This is a genomic window from Echinicola sp. 20G, from assembly GCF_015533855.1.
GTDB lineage: Bacteria > Bacteroidota > Bacteroidia > Cytophagales > Cyclobacteriaceae > Echinicola.
Genome location: NZ_AP024154.1, coordinates 3,671,908 through 3,696,731 on the forward strand (window position 1 = coordinate 3,671,908; position 24,824 = coordinate 3,696,731).

General features: G+C 39.3%; 24 protein-coding genes and 2 tRNA genes. 10 read left to right on the plus strand and 16 right to left on the minus strand.

Features of this window, described 5'->3' with window-relative positions:
• Positions 1 to 119: 119 nt before the first annotated feature.
• The 3 genes from JL001_RS15115 to JL001_RS15125 are packed head-to-tail and all read left to right on the plus strand — an operon-like array spanning position 120 to position 2,025.
• Positions 120 to 992, plus strand: a complete 873-nt coding sequence (locus tag JL001_RS15115) for an AraC family transcriptional regulator (protein WP_200977502.1) — start codon at positions 120 to 122, stop codon at positions 990 to 992.
• Between the two features lie 3 nt (positions 993 to 995).
• Positions 996 to 1,412, plus strand: a complete 417-nt coding sequence (arfB, locus tag JL001_RS15120; protein WP_200977504.1) for an alternative ribosome rescue aminoacyl-tRNA hydrolase ArfB — start codon at positions 996 to 998, stop codon at positions 1,410 to 1,412.
• Positions 1,378 to 2,025 carry a class I SAM-dependent methyltransferase gene (locus JL001_RS15125; protein WP_236252832.1) on the plus strand — a complete coding sequence of 216 codons (648 nt, stop codon included), beginning with the start codon at positions 1,378 to 1,380 and terminating at the stop codon, positions 2,023 to 2,025. Before arfB ends, JL001_RS15125 begins: the two co-directional genes overlap by 35 nt.
• On the opposite strand, the gene JL001_RS15130 is transcribed toward JL001_RS15125, so the two are convergent.
• The 3 genes from JL001_RS15130 to gap form a co-directional block, all read right to left on the minus strand.
• Positions 1,999 to 2,895, minus strand: a complete 897-nt coding sequence (locus JL001_RS15130; RefSeq protein ID WP_200977508.1) for a cation diffusion facilitator family transporter — start codon at positions 2,893 to 2,895, stop codon at positions 1,999 to 2,001. The genes JL001_RS15125 and JL001_RS15130 overlap by 27 nt on opposite strands.
• A 74-nt stretch (positions 2,896 to 2,969) precedes the next feature.
• Positions 2,970 to 3,485, minus strand: a complete 516-nt coding sequence (locus JL001_RS15135) for a YdeI/OmpD-associated family protein (protein WP_200977510.1) — start codon at positions 3,483 to 3,485, stop codon at positions 2,970 to 2,972.
• A gap of 12 nt (positions 3,486 to 3,497) precedes the next feature.
• Positions 3,498 to 4,499 (minus strand): type I glyceraldehyde-3-phosphate dehydrogenase, encoded by a 1,002-nt coding sequence (gap, locus tag JL001_RS15140; protein ID WP_200977518.1) that lies wholly within the window; start codon positions 4,497 to 4,499, stop codon positions 3,498 to 3,500.
• A gap of 204 nt (positions 4,500 to 4,703) precedes the next feature.
• Here gap and JL001_RS15145 point away from each other — a divergent pair.
• Together JL001_RS15145 and JL001_RS15150 are read left to right on the plus strand one after the other, a co-directional pair.
• Positions 4,704 to 4,778, plus strand: a tRNA-Glu gene (locus tag JL001_RS15145).
• Positions 4,779 to 4,802: 24 nt separating this feature from the next.
• Positions 4,803 to 4,874: transfer RNA gene (locus JL001_RS15150), tRNA-Glu, on the plus strand.
• 118 nt (positions 4,875 to 4,992) lie between these two features.
• Here the strand turns inward: JL001_RS15150 and JL001_RS15155 are convergent.
• From JL001_RS15155 to gldC, 3 genes are all read right to left on the minus strand, one after another.
• On the minus strand, positions 4,993 to 6,459 hold the full coding sequence (locus tag JL001_RS15155; RefSeq protein WP_200977520.1) for a hypothetical protein: 1,467 nt from the start codon (positions 6,457 to 6,459) through the stop codon (positions 4,993 to 4,995).
• Positions 6,460 to 6,470: 11 nt separating this feature from the next.
• Positions 6,471 to 9,359 carry a TonB-dependent receptor domain-containing protein gene (locus JL001_RS15160; protein ID WP_200977522.1) on the minus strand — a complete coding sequence of 963 codons (2,889 nt, stop codon included), beginning with the start codon at positions 9,357 to 9,359 and terminating at the stop codon, positions 6,471 to 6,473.
• Positions 9,360 to 9,574: 215 nt separating this feature from the next.
• On the minus strand, positions 9,575 to 9,916 hold the full coding sequence (gene gldC / locus JL001_RS15165; RefSeq protein ID WP_192011544.1) for a gliding motility protein GldC: 342 nt from the start codon (positions 9,914 to 9,916) through the stop codon (positions 9,575 to 9,577).
• A 101-nt stretch (positions 9,917 to 10,017) separates the two neighbouring features.
• Between gldC and JL001_RS15170 the strand changes: the two genes are divergently transcribed.
• The gene (locus JL001_RS15170) at positions 10,018 to 10,452 is read left to right on the plus strand and encodes a DUF2147 domain-containing protein (protein ID WP_200977524.1); all 435 of its coding nucleotides are present in this window, start codon (positions 10,018 to 10,020) and stop codon (positions 10,450 to 10,452) included.
• Here the strand turns inward: JL001_RS15170 and JL001_RS15175 are convergent.
• From JL001_RS15175 to JL001_RS15190, 4 genes are all read right to left on the minus strand, one after another.
• Positions 10,445 to 11,059 carry an alpha-ketoglutarate-dependent dioxygenase AlkB gene (locus JL001_RS15175; RefSeq protein ID WP_200977526.1) on the minus strand — a complete coding sequence of 205 codons (615 nt, stop codon included), beginning with the start codon at positions 11,057 to 11,059 and terminating at the stop codon, positions 10,445 to 10,447. The genes JL001_RS15170 and JL001_RS15175 overlap by 8 nt on opposite strands.
• 62 nt (positions 11,060 to 11,121) lie before the next feature.
• Positions 11,122 to 11,988 carry a methylated-DNA--[protein]-cysteine S-methyltransferase gene (locus JL001_RS15180; protein ID WP_200977529.1) on the minus strand — a complete coding sequence of 289 codons (867 nt, stop codon included), beginning with the start codon at positions 11,986 to 11,988 and terminating at the stop codon, positions 11,122 to 11,124.
• A gap of 92 nt (positions 11,989 to 12,080) precedes the next feature.
• Positions 12,081 to 12,536: a DinB family protein gene (locus tag JL001_RS15185; RefSeq protein WP_200977531.1), complete on the minus strand. Its 456-nt coding sequence runs from the start codon at positions 12,534 to 12,536 to the stop codon at positions 12,081 to 12,083.
• 129 nt (positions 12,537 to 12,665) lie between these two features.
• Entirely contained in the window at positions 12,666 to 13,553 is an 888-nt protein-coding gene (locus JL001_RS15190) for an SDR family oxidoreductase (protein WP_200977533.1), read from the minus strand.
• Positions 13,554 to 13,692: 139 nt separating this feature from the next.
• On the opposite strand from JL001_RS15190, the gene JL001_RS15195 reads away from it, so the two are divergent.
• Complete coding sequence (locus tag JL001_RS15195) at positions 13,693 to 14,058, plus strand: helix-turn-helix domain-containing protein (RefSeq protein WP_200977535.1); 366 nt, start codon at positions 13,693 to 13,695, stop codon at positions 14,056 to 14,058.
• Positions 14,059 to 14,074: 16 nt separating this feature from the next.
• On the opposite strand, the gene JL001_RS15200 is transcribed toward JL001_RS15195, so the two are convergent.
• Positions 14,075 to 14,386: a helix-turn-helix transcriptional regulator gene (locus JL001_RS15200; protein WP_200977537.1), complete on the minus strand. Its 312-nt coding sequence runs from the start codon at positions 14,384 to 14,386 to the stop codon at positions 14,075 to 14,077.
• Positions 14,379 to 14,825 carry an SRPBCC domain-containing protein gene (locus tag JL001_RS15205; protein WP_200977540.1) on the minus strand — a complete coding sequence of 149 codons (447 nt, stop codon included), beginning with the start codon at positions 14,823 to 14,825 and terminating at the stop codon, positions 14,379 to 14,381. The genes JL001_RS15200 and JL001_RS15205 overlap by 8 nt, the downstream gene beginning before the upstream one ends.
• A gap of 334 nt (positions 14,826 to 15,159) precedes the next feature.
• Between JL001_RS15205 and JL001_RS15210 the strand changes: the two genes are divergently transcribed.
• The 3 genes from JL001_RS15210 to JL001_RS15220 all read left to right on the plus strand — a co-directional run bounded on the left by JL001_RS15210 (position 15,160) and on the right by JL001_RS15220 (position 18,820).
• A complete protein-coding gene (locus JL001_RS15210; protein ID WP_200977542.1) occupies positions 15,160 to 17,508 on the plus strand; it encodes a TonB-dependent receptor in 2,349 nt (782 codons plus the stop codon).
• Positions 17,509 to 17,765: 257 nt separating this feature from the next.
• Positions 17,766 to 18,092, plus strand: coding sequence for a hypothetical protein (locus JL001_RS15215; RefSeq protein WP_200977544.1), 327 nt, complete (start codon positions 17,766 to 17,768; stop codon positions 18,090 to 18,092).
• A gap of 11 nt (positions 18,093 to 18,103) precedes the next feature.
• Entirely contained in the window at positions 18,104 to 18,820 is a 717-nt protein-coding gene (locus JL001_RS15220) for a DUF4198 domain-containing protein (protein ID WP_200977551.1), read from the plus strand.
• 131 nt (positions 18,821 to 18,951) lie between these two features.
• Here the strand turns inward: JL001_RS15220 and JL001_RS15225 are convergent, their stop codons facing one another.
• The 4 genes from JL001_RS15225 to JL001_RS15240 all read right to left on the minus strand — a co-directional run bounded on the left by JL001_RS15225 (position 18,952) and on the right by JL001_RS15240 (position 24,773).
• Positions 18,952 to 20,289 carry a PhoPQ-activated pathogenicity-related family protein gene (locus tag JL001_RS15225; RefSeq protein ID WP_200977553.1) on the minus strand — a complete coding sequence of 446 codons (1,338 nt, stop codon included), beginning with the start codon at positions 20,287 to 20,289 and terminating at the stop codon, positions 18,952 to 18,954.
• A gap of 277 nt (positions 20,290 to 20,566) precedes the next feature.
• On the minus strand, positions 20,567 to 21,796 hold the full coding sequence (locus JL001_RS15230) for a M56 family metallopeptidase (RefSeq protein WP_200977554.1): 1,230 nt from the start codon (positions 21,794 to 21,796) through the stop codon (positions 20,567 to 20,569).
• 1 nt (position 21,797) lies between these two features.
• On the minus strand, positions 21,798 to 22,166 hold the full coding sequence (locus JL001_RS15235; protein ID WP_200977555.1) for a BlaI/MecI/CopY family transcriptional regulator: 369 nt from the start codon (positions 22,164 to 22,166) through the stop codon (positions 21,798 to 21,800).
• Positions 22,167 to 22,256: 90 nt separating this feature from the next.
• On the minus strand, positions 22,257 to 24,773 hold the full coding sequence (locus tag JL001_RS15240; RefSeq protein WP_200977556.1) for a proprotein convertase P-domain-containing protein: 2,517 nt from the start codon (positions 24,771 to 24,773) through the stop codon (positions 22,257 to 22,259).
• Positions 24,774 to 24,824 lie beyond the last annotated feature (51 nt).

The following is a 24,824-nucleotide window of genomic DNA, read 5'->3' on the forward strand; positions in this document are numbered from 1 at the left end:
TTAATCTTAGTTATATATAATACTATTTTTGCTTTAAAATTCTTTTTGTTGATTTGGTTCGATAATATTTGTATTATTGGGGTGAGCAAAAGCTTACAATGCCCAACTTATTTTAGAACATGAAAGCCAAATTACTAGAGAGGAAAAGTCCATTTGACCGTTCGTTTATGGTTGCTAAACATTCATATCCTTATTTTTTGGATGTCTGGCATTACCATAGTGAACTAGAGTTGGTGTATATTCTAAAAAGCAGCGGTACCAGGTTCATTGGAGATAATATCGAGAAATTCAAAGAAGGGGATTTGATTTTGATAGGGGAAAACTTACCGCATCTATGGCAAAACGATCCTGAATATTTTGAGAAGAAAGAAGAAGGTCAAGCGGAAGCCTTTAGTATCCATTTTAACAAAAATTTCGCTGGAGAGTCCTTTCTGAAATTACCTGAAATGAAGGATATTAAAACACTTTTAGAGAAAGCCAATCGTGGGATAAGCTTTGGGGGTAATAGCAAGAAACTTGCTTTGGAGTATTTTGAGGAGCTTTTTTGGGCAGAAGGTGCAGACAGGTTGGTCAAGCTTTTGGATTTCTTAAGTCTGTTGTCTTCCGAGGAAGAATGTGAAGAGTTAAGTACTGATGGTTTTAGCTTTCCCTTGCATATTACAGGAGATGATCGAGTGGACAAGGTCTATTCTTTTACCTTCAATAATTTTAAACGAAACATAAGTTTGGAAGAGGTGGCAGAGTTGGTTCACCTCAACCCAACTGCTTTTTGTAGGTATTTTAAAAAATCTACCAAGAAGACCTACTCGAAGTTTCTCAATGAAATTAGGGTGGGCTATGCCTGTAAGTTGCTGATTGAAGAAAAGCTCAATATTTCGGAAGTAGGGTATGAATGTGGATTTAACAATTTATCGAATTTCAATAGGCAGTTTAAAAACGTCATGGATATATCTCCTTCGGAATACCTGAAAAAACACAAAAAGCACCGATAGTTTATGGTAAGGAACTCCCATGAAATAGGGGTAATAGATTTTACACCAGAGTTAAATTTTAAAGCTGTAAAAAGCAGTGGGCCTGGCGGACAAAACGTGAATAAGGTAAATACCAAAGTGTTTTTGCTTTTTGAAGTGCCAAAATCAGAACTGCTTAATGAAGAAGAGAAGCAAATCATATTGAATAAACTATCTCCATATATTAATGCAGATGGCATGCTGCAAATTTCGGTTCAGGAAAGTAGGTCTCAGCTGAAGAATAAAGAAATTGCCATCGTTAAGTTCCATACTTTGATCCAAGGAGTTTTTATCAGAAAGAAAGTCCGTAAAGCTACCAAACCAAAGAAATCAGCTGTTAAGAAGCGTTTGGATAGTAAGAAAAAGCATGCGGAGAAAAAGCAGTGGCGAAAGAAACTTTAAACAGTTTATCATTTATCAGAAACTTACTTCGATGTTTCAAATAACCCCAAGTGATAAGGATTTTGACTTGCTGTATCCTCCTAAAATCAGGAGTTTATCATCGATGCACTGGACCCCAGTTTCTATCGTAAAGCAATGTATCGATTATTTTGGGGATAATCAGAGTTTGAGGGTTTTGGATATTGGGTCGGGTTCCGGTAAGTTTTGTTTGGCTGGTGCGATGCTGTCAAAACATCAGTATTGGGGTGTAGAGAAGCGGTCTGACTTGGTTCATTTGTCGAGGAAATTGGCCAAAGAATTGGCTTTGAATGAAAGGGTGACTTTTGTACATCAGGATATTCTTGAGGTTGATTTTGGCCAGTTTGATGCTTTTTACTTTTATAATCCTTTCTTTGAAAATTTAGATTTGACAGATGCAATAGATAAGGAATCTCTTGTGGACGAAGGAGCTTATGCGAGGTGCACCAATTATGTTCAAGATCAGTTGGAAAAGATGCCTATAGCAACCAAAATAGTGACTTATTGTACTGATCCTAATTTGATGCCGACCAGTTATCAAATTGTTGGTAAATCGGCAAAAGGTAAACTATTGTTTTGGATGAAGGGCTTCTGATTCCATGGCACAAGGTTCATCAGGGAGTTCGACTTCAATGGTATGGTGAGAAAAAGGGTATTCTTTCAACAAGGCTCCAATTTGCTTTTTAAGCTTTAACAATTCACCGAACTCTTTTATCTCTTTTAATTTTACGTGTGCAGTAAATACGTGTTTTTCTCCATCCAAGGACCAAATATGTACATGGTGCAAAGAGGCAACATGGTCAAACCCTAATATTTTACTTGTTATCTCCTTTTTATTGATTTCTTTCGGGCTGGCTTGTAGAAAGATCATTAAAGTTTCCTTTAATCTTTTACCAACATTCCAAAGAATGAAAAGTGTAATCATAAGGGATAGGGTGGGATCGATATAGGGTGTATCCACAAATAGCATCACAATGGCAGCAATCAATACTGCCGCCCAGCCCAAAACATCTTCGATCAAATGCCAAGAGATAACCTTTTCATTCAGGGTTTTTCCATGACTCAGCTTGAAGGCTGCATATCCATTGACCGCAACACCAATAATGGCAAAAATCAACATGCCCTGCGCATTGGAGGATTCAGGGTTGATGATGCGAAGGATGGCTTCTCTTATGACAAATATAGATCCTCCCAATAAGATCAAACTATTGATTAAAGCACCTAAAAGAGAGAACCTTTTGTATCCAAATGTAAAGGTATTGGTTGCTTTCTTATTGGATTTACGGGCCAAATACCAAGAGAGTCCAAGAGAAAGACTGTCTCCTAAATCATGGAGAGCGTCTGAAATAATGGCGATACTGTTGACATACAGCCCTCCAAAAAATTCTAAGATGGTAAAACCAAGGTTGAGAAAAAATGCCAGCTTGATGTTTTGTTGGCCATGATGATGATGTTCGTGTGCCATAGGACAAAGTGGTGTTTGGGATAAAAAAATAAGCGAAAGTCATTCCAATATTTACTTTTCTATTGTAAACGGAATCAATGCTTGTTTAAGTTGTTGTAGTGTTTGATTTTTTCATTGAGCATTTTAAAGTCCAACACTCCTTTTACATCCTTGAGGTGTTCCACAATGGCCAAGGCCTTGTTTAAGCGGCTATTGCTGTTTTTGACTTTGGTAACTATATACACCAAACTCCTTTGTTTACCCATGGTCAGGGATCGGAAATATTGATTCCCTGTGTCATCTTGATCTAAAAGAACCTGAAGTTCTTCGGGCATCTCATGGCCAAATTCAGATTTGTCTTTTACCAAGCTCAGCATTGCTTGCTCTCCCTGATTAAGACCCAGCTTTTCCCTTAATGCTTGATTGATCAGGACAAACCAGTAATCCTTGCTTTTCATTAAGGCCGCCCGGAATTTGATGGTGGCAATTTCACAAATCACTCTTTTATTTTCATTTACAATAAAACTCTCGGCAATATCATCCGGAATGGGGAAGTGATATTGCCAGAGGTTATTGTCGAATTTTTCTAAAGTGACTGTGAGAGAAGCCATTTGATGGTTTATTTAGTCGAATTGGCTCAATTTTCCAATCAGGTCTACTACTCTGTTAGCGTAGCCTGATTCATTGTCATACCATCCGATGATCTTAATTAAGTTACCATTCACTTCCGTAAGCCCAGCATCAAAGATGCATGAATAGGGATTGCCAATGATGTCTGCTGAAACCAGAGGGTCTTCTGTGTATTCAATATAACCTTTCATGCTGTTTTTTGCAGCATCTGACATTGCTTTATTTATTTCATCTCTATCGGTTTCCCTGTTAAGAATGACGTTGAGTTCTGTTAAGGAGCCATCAGGCACTGGAACCCTATAAGCCATGGCGTGTAGTTTGCCTTTGATTTCGGGCATGACAAGCTCTACTGCCTTAGCCGCATTGGTAGTCGTAGGGATAATGGAACATGCGGCTGCTCTTGCGCGACGAAGATCCCGGTGAGGGGCATCCTGAAGGTTTTGGTCTGCGGTATAGGAGTGTACAGTAGAGACAAAGCCTCTATCAATACCAAAATTTTCTTCAAGTACTTTGATCATAGGGGCGAGGCAATTGGTGGTGCAGGAAGCGTTGGAAACTATTTTTTCCTTTCCGGTCAGGATGTTGTCGTTTACCCCTAATACAACAGTCGGGACATCCCCTAGGGCAGGGGCGGAGATGATTACCCTTTTGGCTCCAGCAGTTAAGTGCCCTTCTGCCTTTTCTTTGGCCACGAATCTACCCGTGCACTCTATCACCACATCTATATTCAACGATTCCCAAGGGAGTTCTTCAGGAGATTTTTTTCCGAAGATTTTGACGGTTTTGCCATTGACCAATATGGTGTCTTCTGTAGAAATGATTTCTCCTGGAAACCTTCCATGTATCGAGTCATATTTCAATAAATGGGCTAGGTTGGAGATTTCCATAAGGTCATTGATGGCTACGACATCTACATTTGGGTTTTGTTCCAAAAGTTTGAAAACATAGCGGCCTATTCTGCCAAAGCCATTGATGGCGATGTTGGTTTTTGCCATACTTTTAATCTAATTTGGGTAGGTCTTAAAATGAAAAACAAAGTTAATAAAGATGTGCTAGATACACTACAGCAATTTTTTTAACCTAATTCCCAAGGTGTTGTAAGAAAAAACCAAATATTTTTTGGTTGGGTTTTGCATTGTTAATTTAACCCTCTATATTTGCATCACCTTAAAGAAAAGGCAAGGAAATAGAAACAAAATGGTCCGTTCGTCTAGGGGTTAGGACGCATCCCTTTCACGGATGAAACACGGGTTCGATTCCCGTACGGACTACCATTTTATCCTTGTCTTTTCGATTATGGTCCGTTCGTCTAGGGGTTAGGACGCATCCCTTTCACGGATGAAACACGGGTTCGATTCCCGTACGGACTACGACAAAGTGATGTTTTCATCATTTCCGATTGCTTATGGCATGACGAATTTTTGTTTTATGGTTGTTAGTGGTTAAAGTGAATGGAAAAGCCCTGTTACATTGTAGCAGGGCTTTTTTTTATCTTGGCAGGTCATTGCCCACATAAGCATTGGGGTTGACTTTAGGGATGGTAGCCTGCCATTTTGAGTTGATCTTCTCAATTATAAAATTGGAAATAAAGGCATGTGCCCTGCCATTGGGGTGGATGCCATCTACAGAAAATGCACCATTGGGAGGGGTGATGCTAATATTTAAGCCTACGCCTCCTTCGCTGACCTCTCCGTTCCTTATTTGTTCAAAAAAGGCAGCTATATCAATTAAAAGTATTCTTTCAGCATTGCTATTTGCTGCCGCGGTAATCATTGCATTAAAGCTCTGGATTTTGGCATTGATTTCCTCTTGTTCATTAGGGATAAGGATGAAGCTGTCTTCCACAGGAAAAGAAACACCTCTCTGTCCATTGGGATGGGCTGCAGACGGTTGGCCTAATGCTTGGGACAGGGGTAAAGTGGTTTTGTCTTCTGGTTTACTTTGTCTGATAGAAGGGAGCCCCAAAGCACTCAGATCTGTTAGGCTTTCATCTTCAATTACAAAAGCATTTTGCCCTGCTGTGAAGCTGATAGTTCTATATTGTCTTTCGTCTTCACTAATCAGACCTAGACCAGCTGCTTGAGCAAGCCCTCCATTATATAATGCATAACCTTGGTTGGCTTGGTCGGCATCAGATTGGCTCAAAGGAAGTGCATTGTATGGAACCAAGTTAAAATAAGGAAGAATGTTCAATGTAGGTAGGTTCATGATAATCCCATTGGTAGTTGGATTGGCATTTAACAAGGTGCCTAAAGCAGCTGTTAACCTTGCTTGGAAATCACTATCAGACGTTAATATAGAGGGGTCAGAAGCGCCTTCAATAGCATAGCCTAACACATCATTTCCTCCTAGCCAGAACGAGAAGAAAGTTCCTCCGTTAGCCAATGCAGCTGCAGCATCACCTATCAGGGTGGATGTCCCTGGATTACTGGCAAAGCGAGCATACATTGGAGAGAACGCTAGGTTGGACTCACTGTTTGGACCTCCTGTAAGTGGGGTCAGTGCTTGCCCTATTGTAATTCCAGGGACACCGAAGTTATTCAAGGCAGTCATGTCACCAGAATAGGCAGAAGGTAAATCACCAGGTCCAATAGGGGCAGGCCCTATACTTCCTGTCCCCGGAGCAATGGTCAGAACCAATCTGCCTAAAGGTCCATTGGGACCCATAGTAAAAAAGCCGTATTCAGAATTTATATTTGGAACATTGAAGTCAGCTCCTCCGACAAGCTTAAATTGTTCTCCTAGAATTACAGCGAACGAATTTTGCTGACTACGATTATAAAGTGCACCATCCATAAGTCCTGCTGTAATAGAGTTGCCTACTGCAATGTATTTGCTAAAATCAGCTCCTCCAGCATCTGGTTCAGTATTAGGAAGTTCTGGAAATTCATATTGACAGGCGCCTAAAAGCAATGCCAGCAAAAAGATATATTTTGTTTTTCTCACCGTTTTCATGTTTTCTGGGTTTAATTGAGGAGTTCGTCAAAGGTGATGCTTACATAATAGATCGCTCCGATTGTAGGCCCTCCGAAGTTAAGGAAATAACGATTGTTGAATACGTTTGATCCCCCTAACTTAATGATGGACTTCCAATCTTTAACCTTATAGCTAACCTGAGCGTCCATTGTTCCTACTTCCGGAACTTCCCCAGTTGCAAAGGAAGACTCCCAGTGGAATGCTGTTTGGTAACGGTAGGTTACATTAAAGCCTAATTTTTCTGTTAATTTTCTATTGGAGAAAGATAGGTTGAATTTGTGCTCTGGAGTGTTGAAATCTGACAAGAAGCCTTCTTCAATGTCTGAAAGTAACTTGTTGTAATTATAGTTGCCACCAATGGTGAAGTTACTAGGGAGATTATAGGTAATGCCCAAAGCGGCACCATTAGCCTTGACACTATTTCCCACTAAATTGGTGTAGGTTTGGAAAGTGTTTTCTTCACCTGGAGTGGTAATTGGTGTCAACAAGGAAGGGGCATTGACTGCGTTTATTGCAGCTTGCTCGTCATTAACAGGGGTAGGGTATACTGGCCCAGGAGCCTTTCTAACGGCAGTCTGCGTGATGAAATCATTGTAAATATTATAGTAGTAAGCGAAATCCAACAGTAACCTATTGTCTGCCAACAGACTCTTGTAGCCAATTTCAAAAGATTGTACTTGCTCAGGCCTTAAGTCAGGAAGGTCGTTTACAGGTACTAAAAGGCTGGTGGCAGCAGGATCGACCGGGCTAGTTCCCTTGCCCACCTCAGCGGTGTAGGCGTTGACTGATGCTAGGGAAAAGGCATTGTCAAAGATTTCGTATTTTTCCCTGTAATAAGGTAAACCACCCAATAATCTTGCGGAAACTACATTAAGGTCAATATGTTGGCCTTGGGTGGTAGGCATCCTGAAGCCGGTTTGATACGAAAGCCTGATGTTGTTGTTGCCCTGGGTGATTACAGCAGAAACCCTTGGATTAAACTGGCCTTTGAAGTTTTCATTTTTATCATACCTGATAGAAGCCATTAACTTTAGGTGGTCATCCCAGAATTTTTTAGATCCTTGGGCAAAGGCACCGTATTCCGCAATAGTAATCTCATTTCCTTCTACATCAGCAAAAATAGTCCCGTTTGAATTAAGGGAATACAATCGGTAACTGGCACCTACTTGAAGGTCTAAGAAGTCTATCTCATCTTTAAAATTGTACTGACCTTCTCCCATGTACATTCTGGAGCGGTCATTGAAAAGGGAACCTTGGGGAATAAAGTCATTCTTAACTGTATTGGAAGCATTGTCAAACTCGGTAGTTCCGGGTAAATACCTTCCTTGGTCTGCCAAGTTTCTAGCAGATTGGTGTGCTGTTGCTTGCTGTTCGGTAGTTCCAGGTTGACCAGGAGCAACTCCTTGTAGCGCTAAAGCGCCCATGTAGGCAAGGGTATATTCTCCAAACCAAGTAGTATTGTCCTTCCACATGTCATTGATGCGCACCCCGGTTAGGTCAGCTATAAAAGATCCTCCAGAGTTTTCACGAGTAGTATAAGCTCTTAAAAAGAAATTGTCTCCTTTGAGCTCCAATTTGTGTTGGGAAATTTCAAAGTCTGATAGAGAATAACGTTGAGCACCTGTATAAACACTGGTTCCTGCACCATAGTTGAAGGTGTAAGAGAGTTCAAGCTGATCATTTAGTCTATAATGGAGAGCTGCGTTAGCTTTATTGGTGGCCGCGCCATAATCCACCAAATAACGCTCTTCGTAGCCTGTTCTGGATACGACTTGGTCAGGGATACTGGACAAATAACCACCAAGCCCGAGATTAGAGGCTTGTTGCTGAATAGCTCCGACATTTCTCAGTAGACCAATGTTATTAGCTACCTCGTCCCCAAATACATGGACAATGTTCGCGCCAGGGTTAAAAGGAAGGTTGCCTTGACTTCTAGCATTGAGGTCGGTCATATCTGTTCCGTACCAATCCTCAGCTTTCATAAATGAGGCGTTGATTTTAAAAGCCCACTTATTGTTAAATGCTTTGGCATAGCGGATGGAACCTTCAAACATAGGTTGTGGGCTTTGGGGTTCTCCCTCTCTGCCATTGATGTGGTTCATACCTTGTTTGTAATAGGCACTTAAGCCCTGATAGTCAAATGGACTTTTGCTATTGACCAAAAGGATACCGTTAAATGCATTCGGGCCGTAAAGGGCAGATGATGCTCCGGGGATAAACTCCACACTTTCTACATCCAGTTCCGAAGGACCGTTGAGGTTACTTATTGGAAAGTTCAAAGCTGGTGCTTGGGTGTCCATTCCATCTGTAAGCTGGACAAAGCGGGTGTTTCCCGTGCTATTAAATCCTCTGGCATTGATGATTTGGAAGTTGATAGAGGAAGAGGTTACATCTACCCCTTTCAAATTGGCAATGGCCTTGTAGTAGCTATCACTTGCAGTTTCCTTAATACTAAGAATGTCCATTTTTTCAATAGACACGGGTGAGCTTAAAATGCTTTCTTCTACCCTTGAGGCAGAAACCACCACTTCCTGCCCCAGGAAAGTTTGTTCTTCCAGCTGAACATTGAGGCCAGTGGTATTTGCATTACTGATCAGCACTTCCTGAGAGGCAAAGCCGACCATTGAGAAAACCAGTGTTAAGGGAGGAGCTTGGTTTACTTCTAGCGAAAAGCGTCCGTCTAGATCAGTAACTGTTCCGATTACTTTACCTTTTACCAATACATTTACCCCGATAAGGGTTTCATCTGTGTCTGTGTCGGTTACAATGCCCGATATAGTAGTCTTTTCCTGTGCCAGGATGGGCCTACTACCAAAAGACAACAAAAAGATACAGGCGTAGAAAAATAGGCGCCATGCTCTTGGATCAACTTTCTTCATGTCAACTTGGGTTAGTTTTGCTAATTGCTTTTAGCGGAATTAACCGCTTAAATACATTATAATATAGCTTAAAAAGCTTAACTAATTAAAGTAAAAAGGGGATAAATGCATCGCCGGATAGCGATTGTTAACATTGGTAGGGTGTAAAAATAAGAAAGACAGTAAGTTAAGAGGCTTACTGTCTTGGGGAAGTTTTTATATCGGTTAAACGTTACTTATTTGACGTTTTTGTTTTCTTCATTTACATGAGTGACTAGTCGGTCGCACAATTCTTTCATTTCTTCAGACATGTACTCATCACCCGTACTGTTCAAGATCGTCTGTGCCATTCCTCCAAGGATATCGATGTAGAATCTTTTCATTTCAACTACTGACATATCTTCAGTCCAAAGGTCAATGCGAAGCGTACTATGATTTAAGTTGTCCCAAATATTTAGGCTGATTGACTTGGTATCTTCTGCTCCTTGGCTTTCTTTGTCTGTAGCGTCCCACTTGATGGTTTTGGGAAGGTTCTTTTCGTCAAGGTTGATGGTGAAATTTATCTCAGAGTTTTTCATATGCTTTCAATTTTAGTCTGCAAAACTACGAAACATCGTTTGGAGTTCCTTTTAAAATAAATAAAAACTAATTTTCCAATTGTAAAAACAAGACCAAGAGGATGACAAAAGTGAAGCTTCTATTATTTTCAATCAACATGTTTTTCATTTGGCCAATAATGGCTCAAGATGGTGAGGAAATATTGGGTGAATGGGTGACCTCTGATGGAACAGCCAAGCTTGAGATAGAGAAGGAAAAGGATAGCTTTTTTGCCCGAGTGGTTTGGCTAGCTAATCCAAATGAAAACGGAGCGCCGAAATTGGATCATCAAAACGCTGACCGATCACTTCGCCAACGTCCTATATTAGGGTTGAAAATCATCAAAAGCTTACAATATAAGGATGGAAAATGGGTGGACGGTGAATTATATGACCCTGAAAGTGGGGAAACGTATTCCTGTCAGTTGAAGCTTGATGATAAAGGTGTTTTAGAAGTAAGAGGTTACTTAGGAATGCCGGTTTTTGGTCGCTCAGTTTTTTGGAATAGGGCTAAATGAATTGATCCGAAACAATTGTCCTAAAGGTCAAGCTAATTCTGGGGCTGGTAACTTTTTTAGTGGGAGGGAGGCGATGCAGCCAATGACTTTGGGTAGCGCCGCGCATAACCAACAGACTGCCGTTTTCGAGAATGGTTGAAACCGTTTGTTTACTGCTTTTATGTTTGAAAGTGAATTTTCGCTCAGCACCGAGGGATAAAGAGGTGATAACTGTATTGGTGCCCAATGATTTTTCACTGTCGCTGTGGTAAGCCATCCCTTCTGATCCATCATGATAAAGATTGAGTAAGCAGGAATTGAATTGTACTTGTGCTTTTTCCTCAACCAAAGCTTTTAATTGTTTTAATTCTTCTGTCCAGGCTAAAGCTTTTTTGGTGGTATTAGAATAGGTGTATTCATAAGGCTTATCTCCATACCAAGCCACTTTTCTTTTGGTGGTGTAATGTTTTCCATAGATTACAGCCTCATCATGTCTCCACTCAATGCTTTCCATCAATCTATCAAAATAAAAATTGGCCTCTTGTTCGTTCAGGATTTTGCCATAATAATGGACTGTTCCATCATAGGGAAGAAGATTGGTTGGCACATCTTGGTTAAAAAGGTCCATGGCAATAAATAAGTTAGAAGAATTGGAAAGTTAGTAGTTTGAATAAGAATTGGGTAGAAGCTTTATTCTGATGTTTTTGGGATTTCTTTTTTATCTGTCATTGCTGCCTCCCAGCCTATAATGGCCGTTTTCCGCACAGGACCCCACATGTATCCACCAAAGATTCCGCTGGACTGGATTACCCGATGGCAGGGAATTAAATAAGCAATTGGATTGCTGCCAATTGCTGTTCCTACGGCTCTTGAAGCTTTGGGTTTTTGGATATGTTGTGCTATTTGACCATAGGTTGAAAGCTTACCTATAGGGATTTGCAGAAGACTTTCCCAAACTTTAAGTTGAAAATCGGTGCCTTTTAGGTGCAACTTGATTTGGTCTACTTTTGACCAGTCTTCATTGAAGATAGACAATGCTTTCTGATGAATAGGTTCCATCGATTCTTGGAATGACGCATTAGGGTATCGATCAGTTAAGTCTTTTAAGGCTAGATCTTCCGTTTCTAAAAATGAAATATGACAAATGCCCTTGGCAGTCGAGGCAAGCAAAACTTTTCCAAAAGGGCTTGTGGCAAAGTTATAGTTGATCTGCAAATTGGCACCTCCATTTTTGTACTCACCCGGTGTCATGCCTTCTATCTTGATAAAAAGATCATGGAGCCTGCCAGAACCAGAGAGTCCTGCTGCCATGCTGGCGTCGATTAGGTTTGTGGAAGTGTCTTTGAGCACTCTTTTTGCATGTCCTAAGCTGATATATTGAAGGAATTTCTTTGGGCTTACTCCTGCCCACTCTGTGAAAATACGCTGAAAGTGGAATGGACTTAGGTTGGATTCTCCTGCAACTTCTTCCAGGCTGGGTTGTTTTTTGTAGTTTTCTTGTAGGTATTGAAGGGCTTCTGCTACCCTTTGGTAAGTAATGGCTTCCTGACTTTGCATGTTGTAAAAGTATGAAGGAAGCTGATAAGAAGCCACCCGAAAGTTGCGATGTTTTAAAAAACGAGAGAGTTTATAAGAAGAAGGATTTTAATTTAAAGGGGATGAGGCATTTTATAAACAATATATTCGGTCATGATCGGATCTAGTCCGTTTTCCCTGAAATCTGATGCGATTTGCGCTCTATGGTAAGTGCTATGATTGATGATTTGAAAAAGCATGTCCTGCACGTTGTTTTGGAGCTCTTGCCCATTTCCAAGGCGATACTTTATAAGCTCATCCATTGGTCTTTCTTTAATTATAGAAAGTGAGCTTTCGAAATTTCTTCTATTTAAGCTATTAAAATTCTTTATTTCTTGGAGGTCCCATGGTTTACATGGAGGAGAGAGGTGGTTGATTTTGGCATTCCAAAGACTATGAGCGTTGAGAATATGTGAAAATAGTTTGATGGATTTACTGAGGTCTTTTGTATCATTTTTAACTAAAACCTCTATAACCTTTTGGTTGTAATGATTGGTGTATGTAAAAAGCTCTTCAAAAAAAGTTTCCATAATATTATTACGCTGTAGTGATAGTATTAAAGATATTAAAATTTTAAAAAAGTAAGCAGACAGGACTTGTCAGGTGAAAAGATACTGCCTGCTTATTGAAACCTAATAGATGTTTATTCTCTATTAAATTTAAATATAGGTTTCTTGAAGAAAGGTTTTGATACTTTGAGCCTTTCTGCCTAAAATGATTTCTAGGTCCGATTTTTCTTTCTCAAATTCGCCAGCGGCAATGCCCAGACTAAACATGGTCAACATTCCAATTATTTCAGAAGGGAGACCAGTATTTTTCATGGTTGATTCAAAGGTGTTAATATTAGGGGAAAGATAAGTTACTCTTGCTTTAAGGATTTCAGAAAGTAGTCGGCTAATTTTTTCAAAATTTAGCGCTTCATTTCCATTAAATTTATAAATCTTATTTTTATGATGCTCCGGCTCAGTTAAGATGTTGGCTTCTGCTTCAGCTAAGTCTTTTCTGGTTACAAAATTGCTTTTTCCATTTTCAGAAGGGAGAAATATGTTTTTGGTTTGTAAGATTTGTTCCTTTCCACCAATAAAAAGTGGAATAACCTCGGCGTATAGGTTATGCCGAAGTATTGTATAATTCATACCAGACGCGATTATACTTTCCTCTGTAAGCCTGTGGCTATTGACCACAGGAAATAAAGGGGAGGATGAATCCTCTATCTTTCTAACGGTGCTAGTATAAAGGATGTGCTCAACTTGGTTTTCAATGGCTGATTTGATGACATTTTCATGTTGGTGAATTCTGGCTTCAATATCATTTCCAGATACCAGAAACAATTGCTCAATTCCTTTAAATGCCTTGATGAGACTGTCAGGATCATTGTAGTCTCCTTGTCTTACATCGAAGCCTTGTGCTGCATATTGTAGTGCTTTTTTAGACTTCGTATCTCTGACCAATACAGCAATATCTGATGTGGAGTTTTTTTTATTCAGGAAATTAATAATTAAACTTCCAAGTTCACCAGTTGCCCCTGTAATAAGTGTCTTTTTCATAATTTGTGATAGTTGATTACTATATTTTATTTAGTTACTTTTGGTAAGTAAAAGTAAGAGGACGTTTATAATTAGTCAAGAACTTACTTGGTTGTGAGTCACTTACTTGTGGGTAATTAAAGTTGATTTTCAGAGAGTTATGGATGAAGATATTTTAAAAAAATATGGAGATGTGGACACGTGTCCTGTAAGAAATATACTTGATCGGTTTGGGGATAAGTGGTCCACACTGGTTTTATTGGTACTGGGAGAAAAAGAGAAATTAAGGTTTAATGAGTTGAACAAATACATTCAAACAATTTCTCAAAAGATGTTGACTGTCACTCTAAAGAAATTAGAAACAGATGGATTGGTAAACAGAACAATTTATGCTCAGGTGCCTCCAAAAGTCGAATACGAGTTGACTGATTTGGGGAGAAGTCTTTTGCCCAATCTCCAAAATTTGGTAAAATGGGCCAATGATAATATTGATGAAATCAAAAATAATAGAACTAAAGTAGGGTAGGGATAGTATCAATTGATCATTCTCTTTGATCTTCATCCATAAGGTTTCCAAGCTGTGTCAATTTGTTTGCCCAGAAATGGTCGTAGTAAGCTATCCAGGATTTTAATTCATCGAATCCATCTTGTTTGATCATGCAAACTCTTTCTCTTCCTATGTTTTGAATCTCAACAAATCCACCCAATTGTAAAATTTTTATGTGTTTAGAAATTGCTGGTCTACTGATATCAAAGTTTTTTACGAGTGAGTTAATGGAGAGATTTTCTTTGGATAGCAAAAACAAAATCTTCCTTCTATTGGGATCAGCGATGACTTGAAACGCATCAAGCATTTGCACGGTCGATTAAGTTCAAGTTTGCTAAAAAACGTTTGCCGATTTTTATCCAGCCCATGTTCATGATAAAGTAGGATGGATAATTTTTTAATCCTTCAAATCCACTATGTTCAAGCGATAAAACTGTTCCATTGTTTTTGGATTGTAGTGTCCACGTGACAATACTGTTTAGCTTAGGGTTTTCTTTACTCCCACCACCTTTCCAAGAATACGACAATGATTTATACTTGACCATTTTCAATACTTCACAGTCAATGTGTCCGTCAAAATCCAATTTGAACTTAGGCTTGGTCTTGAAATAAAAATGATGCCCTATCTCTGGCTTGAAATTGTTTTCCATAAGCCATTGAGCCAGTAATTTACTTTCTGTCAAGTAGCTCCAAACTACTTCAATTGGATGTGGATAAAAGAAAGTATGTTGAATTGTCCTATTCATTATTTATGTAATTTTTAAGTTACCTAAATCTATATGTAACTTTTAAGTTACACAAAAATAAGGCGTTAATTTTTTAATTAATTATCTCATCAATTCAGGCTTTTATTTCTACATTATTTTTAAAGCTTGATTTATAGTCAATGTTATTTTTAAAATAAGGGTCAAATAAGTTTTAAGCAGACCCGTTTTGAAAGCCTCTTTTTAGTGTTTCATAAAATCTATTATAATTCCATTTTAATAGAAAAATATTATTTAAAATCATTCTAAATAATTTAGAAGTTATAGCAAACAGGTATACATTTGTTCTTAATTAAAATTAATCTAAATAAGAAAAATGAAAAAGATTTTACTCGTAATGGTTTTTGTTGGTTTAGGGCAGTTATTGATGGCCCAGACAAACGGCACCATTTCTGGCTTTGTTCAGGATGAGACTGGAAACCCAATACCTTTTGCTTCAGTAATCCTTAATGGCACTTCCTTTGGAGCTGCTACGGGTGAAGAGGGAAAATACCAATTCACTGCTCCTTCAGGAAGCTATACTTTGACTATTTCTGCAGTTGGTTTTACTGCGATTGATAGAAAAATAACAGTAAGGGGAGGTCAACTTACCAATGTTCCATTGGTGGAATTGAAAGCAACTGAAGAAGAGCTAAGCACAGTAACGGTGACTGGAGCAAGAAGTGAATATAAGGTGGATAAACCATCAAACAGTTTACGCTTGAATACGCCTTTGATCGAAACACCACAAAACATCCAGGTGATCACTGGAGAGCTTTTGAACGATCAGCAAGTGATTGATATGAGTGATGGTGTACTTAGAAACGTCAGTGGTGCCTCTAGGTTGGAACACTGGGGTAATATGTATGCAAGAGTGAATATGAGAGGTTCTAGAGCAGGAGCTTTCAGAAATGGAATGAATGTTACCTCCAATTGGGGCCCTTTAAATGAAGACATGAGTTTTGTGTCTCATATAGAATTTGTAAAGGGACCTGCCGGTTTTATGATGTCCAATGGTGAACCGAGTGGTATCTACAATGTAGTAACCAAAAAGCCAACAGGTGAAACTAAAGGCGCTGTTAATTTTACCGTAGGAAGCTTTGACCTTTACAGAGGTACATTGGACCTAGATGGTAAATTGAGCAAAAATGGAAAATTGCTTTATAGATTGAATGTGATGGGGCAAACTCAGAACTCCTTCCAAGATTATAATTTCACTAATCGCTACAGCATTGCACCTGTCTTGAGTTATCAGTTGGATGAGGATACAAAGCTAACTTTAGAGTATGCCTATCAGCATGCTAAAATGGCCAATGTAGGTTCTGCTTATGTATTTTCTACTGAAGGCTACGGGATCTATGACCAGAGTTTTACCATTGCTGAGCCTGGATTGGACCCGACAAATGTAGATGACCACAGTGTGATGGCCAATTTGCAACACCAGATCAATAAAAATTGGAAAGTTACTGGCCAGTTAGCCTATTTCAATTACAGTATGGAGGGTAGCTCTATGTGGTTGAATGGTATTGAAGGAACCAACTTATTGAGGTATGTTTCCATCTGGGATGCCTTAAATGAAAGTACCTATGGACAAGTATACCTAAATGGTGAAGTGAAAACAGGATCAGTAAACCATCGTATTTTGACAGGTTTGGATATGGGAACCAAAGAGTACATGGCTGACTGGAGCCAGTCGCATCAATTGGATTCAGAGGAGATGCCTTTTGATACCGATAATCCTTCTTATGGATTTCCAGCCAATGGCCTACCACAATTTGACAGAAGCAAAAGTTTAAAACAAAGAGCCAATACAACTGCTATTACACAGTCTTATACAGGCTTCTATGTACAGGATGAGCTGGGATTCTTTGACAATGATTTGAGATTGACTTTGGCGGGAAGGTACACATACGTGTCCCAAAACTCCTACGGAACTACAGTAGATGAAAGTCAAGTAACACCAAGAGTTGGTTTAAGTTATTCCTTTGATAGCCAGACTTCAGCTTATGCTTTGTTTGATCAATCATTTGTGCCTCAAACAGGTGTTCTTAGAGGAGGAGAGAAGCCAAAGCCTATTACTGGAAACAATATTGAATTTGGGATGAAACGAGACTTCTTTAATGGAAAATGGAGTACTGGTCTTTCTGTGTATAGAATATTGAAAAACAATCAGCTTGTTCCAGATCCTGAAGATCCAAACAATCAGTATTCTTTGCAGTTGGGACAAACCAGGGCTCAGGGAATTGAATTTGATGCAAGAGGAGAGTTAGCTCCTGGTTTGGTATTAGTGGCTAATTATGCCTACACAGATTCTGAAATCACAAAGGATACTAGGGAAGATCAGGTAGGTAATTTAGTGCCTGGCTTTTCCAAGCACTTGGCGAATGCTTGGTTGACCTATAAACTTAACGAAGGCACTTTGAAGGGCTTTGGTGTATCAGCTGGCTTTACTTTCCAAGGAGACAGATCAACCTGGAATTGGCCTGGAGATGGGCAGATGGAACTGCCTAATTACTTCAAATTGGATGGTGGACTGTCATGGGAAAACAATAACCTGACCATTAGAGCAAATGTGTTTAATATCCTGGATAAATATCTTTATTCTGGGTCTGCTTACGCGACGTATTACTACTACCAAGCAGAAGCACCGAGAAATGCTCGTCTAAGTGTAGGGTTTAAATTCTAATAAAATAGCACAGCCTGCAAGGTTGGTAACATTAATCGCTTCATTTTATCAAGTTATTGCAGACTGTGCCTGTTCTTATTCCTCGACTTAAGCTGAAAGGTAGAAGGACTATTTATTCGCTAAGGAACTATTGAAAGGTTGTATAAATATTAAGCCCTGTGCTATGGTTAAGGATTGCGCGATCGGAGTTATAAAAGCTCATTAAAACCTTATTCATCACAGGCACTAATTGAATTTTTTACCAAAAGTGAATTGATATGAATTACTGTAAACCAGAAATCATTGTGATGAAAGAAGATTTCATCTTGACCCAATGCGAGCATTGTGGTAGAATCGGGATGATGTATGGTCAGTGCATGGTCAGTTTTAGTCGGTTGGACTTTAAAGGGTTTTGTCTATACATAGACGAATTGTCTTTTGAAGGCGATTTTAGCCCTTTTTATGATGGTGTAGATAGAATTGTGCTTGAAACGTATCACATGGATATTCAATTTACTTTGCTGGAGGAAGAGTTTTATCGGCTCAAGGGCTGTCTTCAGGAAGCGCAAATGCAGCTTCAGATTTATGATTTGTTGAAAAATTAAATGTAGAAAAAATGAAAATGAAATTCAGTTTGTTATTGGCTTTGGCCTTGTTTGTGAATTTAGGTTGTGCCATGGCACATGCTCTTTGGATTGAAACTGAGGTGGTAGGGAAGAAAGGCCAACAACAAGAAGTAAAGATCTTCTATGGAGAGTACGCTGAAGGCATGATCGAAAAGGTGGGAGACTGGTACTCTGATGTTAAGGAATTTGAATTATGGCTTATTGATCCAGCTGGTAATAAGACAGCTTTGAAAACCACTGAAGGAGAGGATCATTTTACTGCATACTTTACTCCGGAAATGGACGGGGTATACCGCTTACAGATTGGTCATTCTGCAAAGGACCTAGGCGGGGATTACATTTACCAATTCAATACAGCTTCTCAAGTATGGGTAGGTAAGGGGCAGCCAACAGTAAAAGAAGAAACGGCCACTGACTTGGCCTTGATTCTTACTGCTCAAAAGGAAAAAAGTTTGAAAACTCCATTGGAATTTAAGGTTTTATTTAAAGGTGAACCTCAGGAAGGGGTATCTGTTTCTGTAGTGAGTCCAACAGGTTGGGCCAAGACCTATGAGACAGATGAGGAAGGTAATGTGACCGTGGAGACTCCATGGAAAGGTCAATACATCATAGAGGCTACTGATACGGAAGAAACTTCTGGGGAACATTATGGCGCTGCCTATAATTTCATCTGGAGATGTGCCACGCAAAGCATCATTAAAGAGTAGGTTTGTAATTTTTTGATCTGACTGACAGCACCCTGCCGGTAAATGATAAGCATTTATCGGCGGGTACTTTTTATTATCAGAAATTTGTTAATTAAGTGTTTGGAAAGTCTGTCCCAAAAAGGACAGACTTTTTATTTGATTACACCATACTTGTCACATCTGATCATATTACTCGTGATGTAATAGGATTTTCCATTTGTGGTGGTGTAATGATAGGCGAAATAAAAAGTCTTTTGCCCTTTGGAGGGTAAGGAAACAGATGTGTTGGGGTCTTTGATTTTATGCTTTGACCATCGTTCATCCCTAAAGTCCATATCTTCCTCGGAATAGGCTTCCCAAAGTTCAATTTTCTTCGGCTTTTGCACATCAAATTTAGTAGAAAGCTTGACAGATTGGCCCGTGTTTTCCAATAGTTCGAGGGTAGGGGCGGGCAAGGTTTTTTCTCTGCATTGAAACTCTAGAAAGGCACTTAAATTTTGAAAAGCTGAGGTGCCATCGCCTAATCCATGGCCTACATTTGGGATATAGATGAGGTTGTTTTTTCCGGGTAGGTCATTCCAATAGTTTTTTGCGGCATCAACCGGCCAGTAAGGGTCATTGGTGCCTACAAAGACTAATTTAGGGACAGTCAATTGATGCCTATAGGCATATGGGTCTACCATTGAAATGGTAGCTTTCCCTTTTTCCGAATTGGATTGTTGAGGGATTCCGAGATTGACATAGTCTTGTATTTCAGGACTGTAGTCCTGCCACATCTCTATTTGGTATTGCAAACTTACAGGCATGTTCAAAACGTCTATTACCATAGGAGCAATGGCAATAACCCTTTCGTCCTGAGCGGCAGTTAACCAAGTGGTCCAGCCTCTTTTGGACAGCCCTGTGAGTAGAAAGCCGTCCACTTGATGACCTAGTTGATTTTTTGTAAACAGGGTAACTACGTCCATGGCCTTTTGTACAGATTTCACCATGGGAAATAACAAGGGCCATTCTTCATCATCTGTCTCCTGATACTGATGTAGGGTGTAGGAGATGATTTGGTCTTCCACTTTTCCATCAAAGAGCGGCTGGTTGGGTACTTGAAAGACGGCTGAAACAATAGTTTGGTTTTCAGAGGCAAGTTTGGCCAGCTCATTGATCAGTTGATCATCCCGCTCCCTAATTCTTGGGGTTTCCTCCTCTAAACTTCCTCCTCCGATATAAAGGAGTCCCTTTTGATATTTGGTTTTATTGGGGGCGAGAATTACTAGTCTGTGTTTCCACGTATAATCTTTCCATTTTTGGGAAGTAAGGATAAACTCATATTGTGTGACCTTGTTTTTTTGTACGGTCTGAACACATTCTACATAAAATTCAGGATTGGGCTTTTCTAAATAATTTTTCAAAGCGGAATGGTTTTCCTGGGCGTTTGAATAGTAAGGTTGAGCTATAGAAGCAAATAGCAAAAGGACCTTAAACAATACCTTTTTCATCGTAAAACAGATTAATATGAAACAAAAATTTTAAAGGGTGATGGGTAGTTAAAAATTACTCTAATTCTTAAAAGTACATATGAATAAATATAAAAAAAATCAGTTGAAATACAAAGATCAAACTTTAAATGAACATCTGTTTTATGTAATTGAAGTGGTTCCTATAGGGTGTTTGTGGTTAGGAAGTAGGGAGAGATATAAAAATAAAAAGCACTTCATTAAAGTGCTTTTTATTTTAAGTTACATAACTTAATGTTAGTTGATTTGAGCAAATTTTTTATTTCTTATAAGTTAGAATAATCTTTCCTTTTACTTCACCTCGGGGAGTTACCATTTGAACCTGATGGGCTGTGGTCATTTTGTCCCTTTCAAGGGTCAGTACCTGATAAGTGGTTTTTTCTCCTTTTTGATCAATAGTGGTAAAAGAATCGGAGCCTTTGGCTGTCCACTCCCCACTTCCATTGGTTTCTCCTGCAGGATTTTTGATGACATAGCTGAAGTCCTTGTTTAACGTTAGTTTTCCATTAATGTGAAGATCCTTGCCGCCTTCTATCATGGCTTTGATATCAGGACCTGCCGATTGCTGAAACTCCAGAGAGGTGCCAGTCCAAGTACCAGTCAGTTTTTTAGTCTGGTCCATATTGGAATCGAATGAAAACAGCATTGACATGGCAGCCAAAACTGGAATCAATAAGAGAAACCGGGCTTTTTGCCACTGGTTTGATTTTGTTTTGTTCATCATAATAATTCGGTTTTTAATTGGTGAATAATTGAAATTGTGCATTATCGCTAATGTGCTTTTTTGACTGGCCAGTTCCACCAAAAGTCTAGCATATTGGCTGGTAGAATACTTTAGGGAGACCATTTTATCTGCTTCGAATTCATGTACTTCTTTGATGGACTTATCAAATAGATAGATCATAGGATGGAACCATAGAATAGCTTTGCATATGGCTAGAAACAGCACGTCCCAACTATGAAGTTTTTGAACATGTAAGGACTCATGTAAATAAGCTTGTTGGTTTTCAATCGTTTTGTTCAATGGTTCTGGTAAGAATATGTATTTAAAAAAAGAGGCATATTGATGTTTTGGGTGGATGGCCAGCGTAATCCCATTTTTTCTCTCCAATGATGACGCTTTGATTCTGTCAAAGATCATTTTGAGTTGATAGCCAAGCTTAAAAAATGCCCAAATAGCTCCTGAAAGGTAGATTATAGAGAACCAGAAAAGATGACTCGAAGTAGTTCCGTACTGTTTATTCAGGGTTATTTGGTCGGATAAAGTGTTGGATAAATTAGTTTGGAAAAGGAAGGATGCGTTGGTTGGAGCTGTCTCATGAAAATCAAATGAGAGTAATGGAGTGACAAGGCTGGCAATTATCAGGAGTAGAATACAAAGTCGATTAACATTAAAAAAGGTCAATCGTGAAAATGCTAAATAATAAACAGGGTAGGCTAATAGTAGGCAAATACTTACTTCAAATAAATATATGAGCGTACTTTCCATCTTACTTTTCCTTATCGTAACTATCAATTAAACTCTTGAGGTCATCAACTTCTTTCTCGCTTAGCTTTTTTTCTTTCACCATAAATGAAAGCACATTACTGGCTGACCCTTCAAAAAAGTGGTTGACCATTTTGTTAAAGCGGTATTTTTTATAGGCTGACTGGGAAATTAACGGAAAGTATTCATGGGTTTTGCCATATGCTTTGTGACCTATATAGCCTTTTTTCTCCAATAAACGGACTATTGAAGATACTGTAGTATATGGCGGTTTAGGTTCATCCATCTTTGCTAGAATGTCCCGTACCAAGCCTTTCTCTAATTTCCAGAGAATGCGCATGATTAATTCTTCGTTGCTGTTTATTTCTTCCATGTATTGAATTTAATAACTAAATTTTAATAATACAACTAAAATTTAGTTATTTAACTTCTATTAAAAAGATCTCATTGCTTGCTGTTTATGTTATTTGAGGCTCATACTTAAGGCCCAGCTATTGAGTTTGCCTATATCCTTGCTAAAAGTATCGGCTACGTGAAGCTTCCATTTTCCCTTGGCGTTTTCATTACTTAGACTTTGAAGGATAGGGGTGTTGGTCATTGAAAAGTTCTTAATCAGGTTATTGCTGCTACCACCTGTTTTGTTGTGTAAGATGATTTTAGTGCTAGAGGGAGATATCAAAGTAACCAATAAGTCACCAATATAGGTATGTGTAATATCCAGTTTGACCTCGATTTCTTGGATCAAACCAGTTTCATCAATATTTAATTCTCTAGATATTCCTATTGGATCACTATCGGGGATTTTAATGCCAGGTGACTCTGATACTTCTATGTTTTGCTGAGATGTTGATTTTTGGATTCGCAGTTGCCAGCTGTTGACAGTACCAATGTCTTGAAGGGCGTGGTCAGTGACTTGAAGTTTCCATTTTCCCTTGATTTCTTTTCCTTTAAAAGCTAACAATGCAGGTAGACTTTGCTCATCATAAGCTACTTCCAGGTCATTGCTTCCTCCGCCATTTCTATTATGAAGTAGAATAGTGGTTCCATCTGGGCTGGATAGTGCTATTTTTAAATCTCCTATATAGGTGTGGCTAATATCAATTTCCACGGATAAACTACCTACAGTCCCTGCTTCATTGATGGTAATTTCATCAAATACTCCTGCCTCATCTCGATCAGGTATGGCAAGGTTAGGCGAGGAAGATACATTGACTTCTTCCTCTTGGGGGGAAGGTGTGGGAGGTAGTATCCCTAATGCCGCAACAACAGCCGCTTCTGCATCTACTTTCCCAAAGCCAAACCAAGGGCTCCAAGTTCCGTCAGCATATCCCTGATCTGTAAAATCACCTTGGTGAAATGGAGATACCGGGGAGATATCCCAAGAAGTGTCTGGATCATAACTCGCTGGCGGTGTGCGGGAATAGGCTGACATGTTAAGGTCCTTGGAAGCAGTTCTCTGTAATATGGATATCACCTCATAAGCAGATAGGTTTGGGTTGGCAGAGATGACTAATCCTGCTATTCCGGCCACCAATGGGGTGGCACTGGAAGTTCCACCAAACTCATTGTCAATTAAACTAGAATCGCCAGATGTGGTGGTGATTCCAAGCCCAGGGACAGACATGCGGTAATATTTATGGATGTTACTGGAAGGAGCTGTAACCGAAATATCAGGGCCATAATTAGAATAGTGGCTTCTTTGGGCATTGCTGGCCAAGGCCGCCACAAACATAACTCCTGGTATTCCTCCCAAATTGTGACTAAAGTTTTTGGAAGTTTGAACACCCACCCATTGAACTGATCCTGTAGGACCATACCCATATCCGCTTGTATAGGGGATGTTTTGATTTCCTGAGAAGTTGATAGGACAGTTTTCATTGCCCGCTGCCCAAAGAAATACTATTCCTTTGCCTCTTCTTCCCCCGTTCTGTGCAAGTGATTTGATTTTGTTGACCACAAAAGAAGCGTAATTGCCATGTGGAGAACTTCCCCAGGAATTGGAAAGTACGTCTACTTTATCTTTGACATATTCCAAAACGGTGAAAATCTTGTCATCACTGATGTACAAACTACTTCCACTGGATTCCCATTTGATGGGCAAAAGCTTGCAGCCTGGAGCAGCCCCAACAGTAAGGTTGGCATCTACTTCAGCAGCAACAACCCCACAGCAATTGGTTCCATGGTCAGCTCCAGTTTCATACATGTTATTGGGATTGGCACTGACCGCATCACGGTCAATTAAGTTGAGTCCTTGCATGTATCCCCAAGAGGCAAACTTTCCTGTTGAGTCAAAGTCTGGATGGTTGAGCTTACAACCATCGTCAGTAACCCCTATGACTACATTATTGTCACCAAAATGCTCCAAGGCTTTCCAGGCATTTTCGCAATTGGCTGAAGACCTTATGTCAAATTCCTGATCGGTTAACCTTTTGTGCAGGTGCCATTGCGAAATATAATTAGGGTCAATTGGAATGGCGATATTGCTTTTGGAAATGGTATGGTTGAGGTCATGCTCGCATAATTCCACGAGATCTTTTTCTTTCTCTGTTATGGTAACCACAAGCTTGATGGGGTTCATTCCTGTCTCATCGGTAAGCTGAAAAAGATACTCCAAATCACTGTACTTCCTTTTAAGCAACAGGGCATATTTTGCCATAAACTCACTTAGTTGATCATGTGTAATTGGTGCTTTGAAAGTGACGATTATTCTGTCAGTAATTAAAAAACTACTGTCATCTTCTTCCCGAGTGTAAGCATGATGAGCAACGGCATTTTTTCGGACAATTTGCATCTCATTTTCCAAAATCTCCGGATCAACCTCTACTTTAGTAGAAGCTGATGAAACTTGTTCTAGATGCTTGTTTAGTCCCATTCTGCTCAACTGCTTCGGTGTAGCTCGAACAATGTATTGGTCATCCTTTTTATGTAAGAATTGTTTCTTTCCATTTCGATAGGTGTACAATTTATTTGACTTGGCCATGATGTTTTCGTTTTAGTAAGTGGTATAATTAAAAAACGCCAGAAATAATGT